General features: G+C 54.2%; 13 protein-coding genes. 3 read left to right on the top strand and 10 right to left on the bottom strand.

The window, feature by feature from the left end:
- Nucleotides 1–8: 8 nt before the first annotated feature.
- Together QP503_RS01300 and mobC are read right to left on the bottom strand one after the other, a co-directional pair.
- On the bottom strand, nt 9–1,904 hold the full coding sequence (locus QP503_RS01300) for a relaxase/mobilization nuclease domain-containing protein (RefSeq protein WP_285101045.1): 1,896 nt from the start codon (nt 1,902–1,904) through the stop codon (nt 9–11).
- Nucleotides 1,901–2,317 (bottom strand): plasmid mobilization relaxosome protein MobC, encoded by a 417-nt coding sequence (gene mobC / locus QP503_RS01295; RefSeq protein WP_285101043.1) that lies wholly within the window; start codon nt 2,315–2,317, stop codon nt 1,901–1,903. The genes QP503_RS01300 and mobC overlap by 4 nt, the downstream gene beginning before the upstream one ends.
- Nucleotides 2,318–2,848: 531 nt before the next feature.
- Here mobC and QP503_RS01290 point away from each other — a divergent pair.
- Nucleotides 2,849–3,106 carry a hypothetical protein gene (locus tag QP503_RS01290; protein ID WP_285101041.1) on the top strand — a complete coding sequence of 86 codons (258 nt, stop codon included), beginning with the start codon at nt 2,849–2,851 and terminating at the stop codon, nt 3,104–3,106.
- 49 nt (nt 3,107–3,155) lie between these two features.
- On the opposite strand, the gene QP503_RS01285 is transcribed toward QP503_RS01290, so the two are convergent.
- The 6 genes from QP503_RS01285 to QP503_RS01260 all read right to left on the bottom strand — a co-directional run bounded on the left by QP503_RS01285 (nt 3,156) and on the right by QP503_RS01260 (nt 6,271).
- Complete coding sequence (locus tag QP503_RS01285; RefSeq protein ID WP_285101038.1) at nt 3,156–3,536, bottom strand: hypothetical protein; 381 nt, start codon at nt 3,534–3,536, stop codon at nt 3,156–3,158.
- A 356-nt stretch (nt 3,537–3,892) separates the two neighbouring features.
- Nucleotides 3,893–4,159: a type II toxin-antitoxin system RelE family toxin gene (locus QP503_RS01280; protein ID WP_006680477.1), complete on the bottom strand. Its 267-nt coding sequence runs from the start codon at nt 4,157–4,159 to the stop codon at nt 3,893–3,895.
- Entirely contained in the window at nt 4,156–4,377 is a 222-nt protein-coding gene (gene relB / locus QP503_RS01275; RefSeq protein WP_138346728.1) for a type II toxin-antitoxin system RelB family antitoxin, read from the bottom strand. Before relB (QP503_RS01275) ends, QP503_RS01280 begins: the two co-directional genes overlap by 4 nt.
- Before the next feature lie 329 nt (nt 4,378–4,706).
- On the bottom strand, nt 4,707–5,261 hold the full coding sequence (locus QP503_RS01270; RefSeq protein WP_285101036.1) for a recombinase family protein: 555 nt from the start codon (nt 5,259–5,261) through the stop codon (nt 4,707–4,709).
- Nucleotides 5,261–6,028 carry a Fic/DOC family protein gene (locus tag QP503_RS01265; protein WP_285101033.1) on the bottom strand — a complete coding sequence of 256 codons (768 nt, stop codon included), beginning with the start codon at nt 6,026–6,028 and terminating at the stop codon, nt 5,261–5,263. The genes QP503_RS01270 and QP503_RS01265 overlap by 1 nt, the downstream gene beginning before the upstream one ends.
- Before the next feature lie 3 nt (nt 6,029–6,031).
- Nucleotides 6,032–6,271: an antitoxin VbhA family protein gene (locus tag QP503_RS01260; RefSeq protein ID WP_285084526.1), complete on the bottom strand. Its 240-nt coding sequence runs from the start codon at nt 6,269–6,271 to the stop codon at nt 6,032–6,034.
- Between the two features lie 642 nt (nt 6,272–6,913).
- Between QP503_RS01260 and relB (QP503_RS01250) the strand changes: the two genes are divergently transcribed.
- Both relB (QP503_RS01250) and QP503_RS01245 read left to right on the top strand, forming a co-directional pair.
- Nucleotides 6,914–7,150 carry a type II toxin-antitoxin system RelB family antitoxin gene (gene relB / locus QP503_RS01250; RefSeq protein ID WP_285101031.1) on the top strand — a complete coding sequence of 79 codons (237 nt, stop codon included), beginning with the start codon at nt 6,914–6,916 and terminating at the stop codon, nt 7,148–7,150.
- The gene (locus QP503_RS01245; protein WP_285101029.1) at nt 7,116–7,406 is read left to right on the top strand and encodes a type II toxin-antitoxin system RelE family toxin; all 291 of its coding nucleotides are present in this window, start codon (nt 7,116–7,118) and stop codon (nt 7,404–7,406) included. Before relB (QP503_RS01250) ends, QP503_RS01245 begins: the two co-directional genes overlap by 35 nt.
- Here the strand turns inward: QP503_RS01245 and dcm are convergent.
- Nucleotides 7,330–8,073 (bottom strand): DNA (cytosine-5-)-methyltransferase, encoded by a 744-nt coding sequence (gene dcm / locus QP503_RS01240; protein WP_285101027.1) that lies wholly within the window; start codon nt 8,071–8,073, stop codon nt 7,330–7,332. The genes QP503_RS01245 and dcm overlap by 77 nt on opposite strands.
- Nucleotides 8,074–8,128: 55 nt before the next feature.
- Nucleotides 8,129–9,274 (bottom strand): ArdC family protein, encoded by a 1,146-nt coding sequence (locus QP503_RS01235; RefSeq protein ID WP_285101025.1) that lies wholly within the window; start codon nt 9,272–9,274, stop codon nt 8,129–8,131.
- Between the last annotated feature and the right edge of the window lie 2 nt (nt 9,275–9,276).

Genomic DNA, 9,276 nt, shown 5'->3' with positions numbered 1-9,276 from the left:
TGCGCGCACTAGCGGGAGCGGCCACGCCCGCGCTCGGGTGGCTGCCAAGTTGGCATCTTCGGGTGACGGGTTGGATGGTCCACCTTCTTAATCTGCGGCACCTCTCCAATACCAGGTAGCGGCCGCTGACGTTTCGGCGTTTCATCACTGTTGCTACTGTCGTCGTTCGCGTTCAAGTTTTGGTGCATTTCAGCGATGTAGTCACGATGGCTATTACCGTCAGGGTTATCACTGTGCTCTGTTGGAGTGGTAAAGCCTTGGGGAGTGGCAAGCCAAGGGGTGCGCTGGCCGATACGCTCAATCTCCGCCTCTTCACCTACGCTGGCCCGCGCCACTGCCGGCTCGATGATCTGCTCAGGTGAAAGTGGCGGCTCCGGCTCAGTCGTGATTTCCGGGAGCGTGTCTTGCTGCAAAGGCACCGGCTCAGCCTGCAACTGCGTAGTGGCTTGCAGATAGGGGGCTTCCATGCGCACGCGCTCGTACACGCCGCGCGTGTCACGCAGCATTGCGGCCGCAGTGTTGGCCTGTTGGGCTTGCCGGTATAGGTCGGCCAACGCTTTTACTAGCTCCATCGTTGCCACCAGGGCAAGCGCGTAGGAGACTTCACTGTTCTTTGGAGTAACAGCGGTGCTCAGCAGTTGGGCTCCAAGGACAACCCACGGGCTTGTCCCACTCTTTTGTGCGGGCCGTTGTTTGAGTTGCCCGCTACGCCCCACTTGGCGCGCACAGTAGTCCAACGCGCCTCGCATCTCATCGCTTAAGTCTGGTTGCTGTGCAGCGGCAGCGAGTAGACCAGCCACATCATTAGTGGCGTTAGCAAGACCAAGCCGATCAGTTGGATCAACGTTGCTCAGCTGGTCGCGGTAGATGTCCAGGCCGCGCTTGTGGCCAAGCCATTCCTCCCTCGTGTATGAGCGGCGGCCGCCTGACAGGGGCATGCCCTTCCATGCGTCTTGCCACGCGCCCACCGCGTCAGTGGCGGACTCGATAGTGTCTGGCCAACGATCACGCAGCGCCCGCAGCGTGAGGTCACGCGCGATGGAACCGCCCGCATACCATTGCGTCTTGACGCCCGGCTTAGTGTGCAGCGCAGCCGAGTAGCCCACCACCACATCGGTGCGTCCCTTAGCAAAGCGTGGGCGCAACCTCACGCCCAGGCCACGGGCGCGGGCAATGAAGTCCACCTCGCTAGTCGCAGCCTTAGATGCTGCGCGCAAGCGTGACTCAAGCGCGGCCCGGTCGGTCACCTGCTTGCCCGCGCGCCGTGCAGCGTTGAGTGCTTGAGCGCTGTCACACTTGGAGCTGCGCGCGTGTTCGCGCGACTCAACAATGCGTAGCCCGTACTTGTGCTCAAGCGTGTTGCACGCGCGCTGGCTACGTGGTTGATCGTTCCACGAGTTCCACCTCGTGCCGTCCTCGCGAACAATGTTCGCGGCAATGTGAATGTGATCCCCACCGTTCTTAGACGTGCCGTGATGGATCGCCACCCACCGGCACTCAGCCTTGCCTGACGCGGCGGTGAACTCCATCTCGTCCATGAAGTCGCGCGCGATTGCCACCCACTTGTCCTCAGACAATGGACCCTCATCGGGGGACAGGGACAAAGAACAGTGCCACACGTGGTTTGGACCGTAATCAGCGACGCGTGTCTTACCCATTTCAGGATCAAACTTGCGGATAGGTCCGCTAACGAAGCGTTCGGTCTCGTGCATGAATGAGTCGAGATAGTTCGCTATCTCGCTTGCTTGAGCAAGCGACAGTTCTGACCAGTCGCCCCACCTGTTCATGATCGTCCTTGAGCCAGCCACCAAGTGCGGCTCGACATGTTCGTTCGCGCGTCCAGGACCAACCAGGTAACGCATGAGACCACCAGTGTCGCCACCATCAACAATGTTGGGCATCATCGGCGCACACTCGCAAGCAAATAGTTGATCTCATCAACGCTACGCTCAACCTGGCCTAGCACATCATCAATATGTTTAGGCAGTTCCTGTTTCGCGTGAGCGTAGCGAGTGAGCTGGTTGAGGTTGTTAGCCAAGCCGGTGAGCTTGCGACGGTAATCGCGCAAGTCGGTAATAACCTCTGCAAGATTGTCGGTATCAATTTCTTGTGCCGAAGCTGGATGCAACGCAGCGTGGACGAGAGTGCGAGAGAGTGACCAGCCTTGATTGTTCGCCTTAGCTTCAAGCAACGCCCGCTCTTTACTTGTGAGGTGAACACGCAACGACGAACGCTGAAGGCCGTTAATCGATCGGGGAGCGCGACGAACATCGCGCGATGCAACGCGCTGCCTATCCGGCTTGTCCGACCCACTCATCAGTCTCAGTCTCCTCAGCGTAGCGACCCGAAGGGATCACACTCCTAGTGTGCCCCAGGTAGAACCACGTGTCTACCTGCAAGCCTGATAATGGTACCATTATCATATAGCTTGCTCCCCAGGCGACCGCGCACACTGTTGTGTGCGCTAGGGGGCGAGGGAAACGCACCGTGTGCGTTTGTTTGGCTGGGGGTGCAAGCTACATGGATGTGGCTTGACCGCTGTCCGCGATGAGCAGCGGAGTGAGTCGCGGAGCGCGCGCGAGTGCGACGGCGAGGGGCACGGTTGCGCCTAGCGTTGCGACGTTAAGGTGCGTGGCTACGCCTGTCGTTGCGATGGTGAAGCGCAGTGGCGCACCGCTTCGCTGTGAGACACGATCACTCTTGATAGTCGTCGCCTACGCGCGGCTGAGCGCGTTGCGAGTTCGGTTCGGTTTGGTCTGGTGGTTGTGCGCATGTGTGCGCGCACAACCTACGTAACGGGCGAAGCCATTAACCCGTGGCTTTTTGTGAAGTGAAAGGAAAACTTTGAATGTCAAACCCATTCGACCCAGTGGCCAAACTGTTAAACCACGATGAGAACCGGGAGGACGCAGTGCGTAACCTCGGCCAGGCGATGATCCAACTTGAAGCAGTCGTATCTTCATACAAGAACGCATACAAGGCGGCAATTGCTACGGGCTGGACCACACGCGACCTCAACGTAGCCGGATTCTTCGACGTAGCAAAACTACCCAAGGTCAAGAAGATCGCCGCGCCCCCATCAAGCGCGCTCTTTAAGGACGAGTAGTAAGAACAGGGGCGTGCTAACCCGTTTGGGTTAGCACGCCCCTGTGTTCTTATGCCACGTGTGACCACGGGTTGCGGCTGCGGCGTTCGATCGCGTATGTCGCCTGTTCTGCTAAATGCTCTCCTGCATCCCAGAGAGTATCGCTCACATTAGCGCTAAGGAAGTCTTGATAGTTGATCGTTCCCCACGAACCGCTAATCGTTGCCACGGCTTGGCAACGATGGTAAGAGATGTAAATGTTCGGCCCGCCAATAGCCACCGCTAAGCTGAACCCATTGAACTCTCCTTGCATGTTGAACGTAACCTCAATGTCCCAACAATCGTCAAGATATTCAGACAACTCTTCCAAGTAATCCGACTGAACCAAACTATCTAGTTTGGTTATGAACTCATCTACGCGTTCCTTTAATAGCGCCACGTCCCTATCCATGATGACTCCTCTAGGTGCTGTGTGTCGGTTGTGACTTTGTTTTTGCCGGCTGGCACGGAGTCAATAAGTCGCGGACAAGGTCTGCCCGTCACCATCGGCAAGTGGGCGCGGGTCATGGAATAAAAAACGAAGTGGTTTATGCCGTGAAAGCCCGCACCCACTTGAACGCGAAGCGTTTGACGGGCAGACCGCGCGACGTAGACTCGAAAGCCAGCAGGAAAAACCCCGGAGACAAGAAGAGTGCGCGCTCACGCGCTCCACAATTGCCACCACCAGTGGCACAAAAGAAACAAGGCCACGCCTCGCGTGGCCAAATCACGTTAAAAACGGCTAGGAAACTTCCTAGCCGTTTTTGCTTAGCGGTATATCTCGCGTCTGTGCCCGATGGAGATAGCCAAGATAGAAAGCTTATCGTCTTTGATTTCGGCAATGAGTCGATAGTCGCCGATGCGATAGCGCCATAAGCCAGCGAGATTGCCTGTTAAGGCTTTGCCGTGAATACGCGGGTTGTCGGCTTCCATGAGGTTTTTAGTAATCCAGCCTTTGATGATTCGTTGAGTGTAGTGATCGAGCTTTTTAAATTCTTTATCGAATGCTTTGGATGTTTCTAAACGCCAGTTCACAGCCCGCACTCTTCCCATAATTCTTCAATCGGGCGAGTTTTATATCCGTCTCGTGCCCACTCGTTCAGAGCTTCTTGGGCTATCTGTACGTCGTATTCATCCTCGATACGTTCGAACAGTGCTTGCTTGAATGCTTCACCTAAAGAAATCCCGTGCAAGTGCGAATAGCTTGTGGCTAGCTTGCGTTCTTTCTCGCTAAGTCTGATTGAAAAAGCCATGTTTACCGTCTCCCAACGCCTTTTAGTACATTGTACTTCAATCTGTGTTGTTTGTTAATGGTTAGCCGGACAAAGCCAGTCCTGTTTTCTTGAAGTGATGGCGGATAGTGCTGATTGAAGGTTGTTGAACATATTGGAGTGATGAAACGCGATGAAATGCGATGATGTGCGACGGGCGGTGGACCTTAACTAAGAGTAGATATAAACTGCTTACTAGTTGCTCTGGCCGTTGACGCTCCGCTTATAAGGATGACGCCGATGACCAGAGCTTTAGCTTATCTACTCCCCGCGCTAGCGGGCATAAGTTCAGACATTAGCGAGGGTCTTAACTATTTATGAGGGTTTAAGGCTCTTGAGACGGTGGAGCGGCTAACGCCGAGTACCCTGGCAATTTCAGCGTTATTAGACCCGTTTTCTTGCATGGCTCTAGCAGTCTTTAACCGTTCAGGCGTCATGAGCGCGGGCCGTCCTCCAAGCCGTCCTTGAGAGCGCGCGGCAGCAAGGCCCGCTCGGGTTCGCTCTCTAATAAGGTCACGTTCGAACTGAGCAAAGGCTGCGGCCATGTGGAACACCAAACGCCCACCCGGCGTAGTGGTGTCGATCGATTCGGTAAGAGAGCGAAACTCAACACCGCGCTTATCTAAGTCCGCAATAACCTCAACAAGGTGGGGCAGTGAGCGGCCTAAGCGGTCGAGTTTCCACACCACAAGCGTGTCACCCTCACGCAAATAGTCCATCGCCTTGTCTAACTGGGGGCGCACGGTTTTAGTACCCGAAGCGTGGTCAGTGAAGATACGACTACACCCTGCCTGGGTGAGAGCGTCTAGTTGTCCGTCCAGGTTCTGCTCAAGAGTAGACACGCGCGCATAACCAATAAGACTCATTACATCCCCCGTCCATAACCGTGACTCCTGCCTCTGCTTTGACGCGGTTGAGGCGCGGCGTGCCGAGTTGGGTGATCCAGCTTCTTAATCTGCGGGACCTCTCCAATGCCGGGCAAGGGTGGGCGAACGGTCGCCTTTGGGGTTGATATTTGCTCAAAGACTGGAATGAGTGAGTCGGGCACTACTTCGTAAGAGCCAAGGTCTGGGCCAGATAAGGCGCTCGCTTGGTTCCATTGGCGAGGTGTGACCTGGTCGAACCGTAGCGTGTAGTTAGATAGTTGGGCAACGTGGTGCAGAAAGGCTTTGCCTGCTCGGCCATTACCTTCTCTAAAAGGGTGGGCTTGGTTAAGTAGGGCGTAAACGGTCGCGATCTGGGCGCTAAAGTCTGTTTTATCCAGCGTGTTCCATTCAGTTCTCTCAACAAGATCGTGCGCATCATTCAAGTAGCGGTCAATCATCGTTACATCGGCAAAGGATGAGTAACCCTTGGCTATGCCTACCGTGCGGTATTGCCCCGCCCATTCGTACACGTGTTGGAAAATGTAGCTATGCAATGCCCGTAGGTGAGCGGAGTCAAAAGTGCGCTCTATAGCGACTTGGTTGCTTTCAAGTTCGTACAGCCTAGAAGCCGTTTCGACTTTCTCGAATTGCTTAAGAAGTTCCCTGTCGCGCTCCCCGAATAGGTTTCGTAGAGTTCCTTGTCTCGTGTCGGGGTCGTATGTTTCAGGGTAAAAATACGATTCCCAAGACTCGTAAGATTTGGGCATGTCTTAAGCACTTGTACGGGCAAGTTTCATCTGCGCGCGCACCGTTGCGTGTGCTCTCACCCGGTATTCGTCAGCGTCGATAATGCCCGCAGCGTAGTCGGTAAGGTTTTCGACATCTTCTCTGGTCAGCTCGAATCCCTCATGCCACAATGCGGCAAGTGTATTGAGCACGCCGAGTCGTTGTTGCTCATCAAGATTGTGGAACAATTCGGGCCAGCGTTGCTCGATGTCGAAAGTGTCCATAATGCCTCCCCGTATTGTTTTAATTCTATCGCGGGCGCGTGCGTTACTCAATGGGTGGTGGTTCTGCACGGTTTGGGTTTTGGGCGCTAGTTTTGCACGTTTTGTTTGCTTGGTTTTACGCGGTTTCTTGTTTCGGTAGTCATGGCGTGCGTTATCGGTCGATAATGCACACTCGTCTGGACTCTCAGTCGTAGGGGCTAAATTCGTGCTCGATGTCTGCGTCAGTGATTGTGGCGCTGTTAGCTAGTGTGTAGGGGTTATCCCCGCATTGCGCGGGGTGTGTAGCGAAAACCGTGGGTTTACCTGCTTAGTGGCTATGCGTCTATGAGTGATTTGGTGAGCATGGCGCGCACTAGCTCGCTAGTGGTCATGTTCTCCTTGTCTGCCGTGGCTGTTAGCGCCCGTTTCATAGCGGCAGGAATCTTCACTGAGAGAGTCTCGCTACCCTCGCTGCTTAAGGCGCTGGGCGTGGACCAAACAGCGCTGGATCTGCGTATTGGGCCACCACGACACACATCACCGGTGCCCGACTCATAATGAGAATCTCCAAGTAATACTCTTTCCCCGAAAAACGATCGCCAGAGATTGAATAAGAAGCGGGAACCAACTAAGATGTTTACACGTAAACACTTGGGAGGAGTTATGGCAACATCAGTCGCAGCACTGCGTATTCCGCAAGACCTTGCAGGTCGATATGATCGCCTTGCGATGATGACAGGCAGAACGAAAACCTACTACCTCACTCAAGCTCTCGCAGAGTCGATTGATCGCCTTGAATACGAGTATGGCCTCATGCAAAAGGTTGAAGATTGGCGTGCTGGCAGACTTGAAACTGTAAGCCTTGATGAGTTGGAGGCTGATCTTGGCGTGGAAGGTTGAGGTCGATAAAGGCGCGCAACGCTTTTTGGCGAAGCTGGATAAGCCAATAGCTCGACGTATCGTCGCTAAACTTCGGCAGATTTCAGAGCTTGATGACCCTCGGATGCAGGGGAAGGGTCTGACTGGAAACCTGGCAGGACTGTGGCGTTACCGAGTTGGAGATTATCGGCTCGTGTGCCTCATTGAAGATGATGTAATGGTAGTTCTTGTCGTCGATGTAAATCATCGTTCACAGGTGTACAAGGGGCGTTCATAAACGAACGATTCTGCCCGTGCGAGGACACAAAGTAGAGCGAAATATCGGTGTAGTAGTAGCGCTCACCCACCTCATGATCGAAATCGATAATGTCTGACAGACTCTTTGTTAGCGGAATCGGATCTGGGAATGAGAATCGCGCACAATCTGCTTCATTCCGGAAGCAGGCAATGTAGATACGCTCACGGTTCTGGGGAGTATTCCCATATTCCATCGCATTCAATACTTGGTAGCGGTAGTGGTATCCCTCTTCTTTCAGCGCTTCGAGGATGACTCTGAATGTGTTCCCACGATCATGACTCACTAGGTTTTTCACGTTTTCAAGGAAGATGACGCGAGGCTTCTTCACTGCGATAATCCGCATCAATTCGAAGAAAAGATCGCCTCGACCTTTCTTGTCGGTAAAACCTTGACGGTATCCCGCCACTGAAAAGGCCTGGCAGGGGAAACCGCCGACAAAGATATCGGCATCGGGTACTTCTTCGGGCAGAACCTCGTGAATATCGCGCTCATCTACTTTGATCTCAAAGTTCTGTTCATACGTTTGGGCGGCATATGGATCGAACTCATTGGCGTAAATCGTCTTTACTTTGCCGGTTTCTTCAAATCCGAGGTCGATCCCTCCGATTCCCGCAAAGAATGACGCTAACGTCCACTTCTCAGCCATGAATATGCCCCATTTCCACTTGGTGCCACTGATGGTGTTACCTGCTTGCTGGTTCCTATCTGTGTAGGGTCAGGCTCGCGGTTTGGTGTGGTGTGCGCCGGGTGGTGGGGTGCTTGGTTGGATGATCTAGTTTCTTGATTTGTGGGACTTCCCCGATGCCGGGTAGTGGTGGTTTTGAGCGTGTGGGTGTTGTTTCGTGTGCTTCTTCTACTTGGGATTGTTCGTGCTGGCGGGTTTGTACGCGCTCTAAAGTGTTTACCGCTTCTTCGCTGGGGGTTTGCGGGTTGAGCTGGTCGATGATCCAGTTCGAGTTTTGGATTACCCGTTCCCCGGTGGCGAGGATGGTTTTTTCGTCCGCGTCTGCCCACCCGGCGATGTATCCGGTGGAGTATTCGGCTGTGTCGAGGCCGAAGTATTTACTGACTAGGTAGGCGCATGATTCGGCTTCTACTTCTTTGATCCCCCTGTGCATGGACTCAGGTTGATCTGCCTGGCCCATGTGTAGTCGGGCGTGACTGATCTCGTGAATGAGAGTTTTAAACTGGTGGGCCTCAGGCGCGTCGCTGGCTACCGCGATGGTTTTCTCACCTTGCCCCTCAACCATCGGCCGCATTGTTACCCCGTATGCGCCACCAAGAGCTTGACGCGTGGTTTCTTCGTACGTGTATCCAAGGTCTGCCACTATCTGTTTAGCGCGTTGCCAGAGTTCTTCGGAACGCTGCCCGGTTACTTGGGGTAGGTCTTTGCCTTTGATTGGCTCGCCGTCTGTTTGGTGGTAGCCAAACGTGGGGCGCACGGTAAACCCTGTGACGGCGGGCTTCCAGATAATGTCTTTCTTGTCGTACTTATCTAGCTCGCTTTTGTCTATTGGCCGGTCCTCATCTTTGAGGAAGGGGATCTTGTAGGTGATGGGGGCGAGGACGTGGTAGCTTTTTTCTCCTTTTTGGACGTGTCTACCTAGCTTTTTCCACGCTGTGTAGGAAGCAAACGAAGTTTCCTTGCTTCCTCGCTGGTGTGCTTGGGTTTGGAGCCACACGAGGTTGCGGAATGAGTACTGGGGCATTTTCGCCATGTAGTCCAGCATGTCTTTCCATGTTTGGGTGTCTTTGAACCGGGCAGCTGCTGCGGCGATTTCTTCGTGCGCTTTGGCGAGTTTGGCTTCGCGTTCTTCTTTGGCTTCTTCTTTGCTGCGGCTGGCCATGA

Origin of the sequence: Pauljensenia sp. UMB0895 (assembly GCF_030218905.1) — a bacterium.
In the GTDB taxonomy this organism is placed as follows: Bacteria; Actinomycetota; Actinomycetes; order Actinomycetales; family Actinomycetaceae; genus Pauljensenia; species Pauljensenia turicensis_A.
This window is presented reverse-complemented; position numbering and strand designations above follow the sequence as displayed.

Bases quoted from the DNA above. Each gene is read 5' to 3' on its own strand.
- QP503_RS01245 (WP_285101029.1), top strand. From the start codon at position 7,116: ATGAGTTGGAGGCTGATCTTGGCGTGGAAGGTTGAGGTCGATAAAGGC.
- QP503_RS01235 (WP_285101025.1), bottom strand. From the start codon at position 9,274: ATGGCCAGCCGCAGCAAAGAAGAAGCCAAAGAAGAACGCGAAGCCAAA.
- QP503_RS01290 (WP_285101041.1), top strand. From the start codon at position 2,849: ATGTCAAACCCATTCGACCCAGTGGCCAAACTGTTAAACCACGATGAG.
- relB (WP_138346728.1), bottom strand. From the start codon at position 4,377: ATGGCTTTTTCAATCAGACTTAGCGAGAAAGAACGCAAGCTAGCCACA.
- QP503_RS01270 (WP_285101036.1), bottom strand. From the start codon at position 5,261: ATGAGTCTTATTGGTTATGCGCGCGTGTCTACTCTTGAGCAGAACCTG.
- dcm (WP_285101027.1), bottom strand. From the start codon at position 8,073: ATGGCTGAGAAGTGGACGTTAGCGTCATTCTTTGCGGGAATCGGAGGG.
- QP503_RS01300 (WP_285101045.1), bottom strand. From the start codon at position 1,904: ATGATGCCCAACATTGTTGATGGTGGCGACACTGGTGGTCTCATGCGT.
- relB (WP_285101031.1), top strand. From the start codon at position 6,914: ATGGCAACATCAGTCGCAGCACTGCGTATTCCGCAAGACCTTGCAGGT.
- QP503_RS01285 (WP_285101038.1), bottom strand. From the start codon at position 3,536: ATGGATAGGGACGTGGCGCTATTAAAGGAACGCGTAGATGAGTTCATA.
- QP503_RS01265 (WP_285101033.1), bottom strand. From the start codon at position 6,028: ATGCCCAAATCTTACGAGTCTTGGGAATCGTATTTTTACCCTGAAACA.
- QP503_RS01260 (WP_285084526.1), bottom strand. From the start codon at position 6,271: ATGGACACTTTCGACATCGAGCAACGCTGGCCCGAATTGTTCCACAAT.
- mobC (WP_285101043.1), bottom strand. From the start codon at position 2,317: ATGAGTGGGTCGGACAAGCCGGATAGGCAGCGCGTTGCATCGCGCGAT.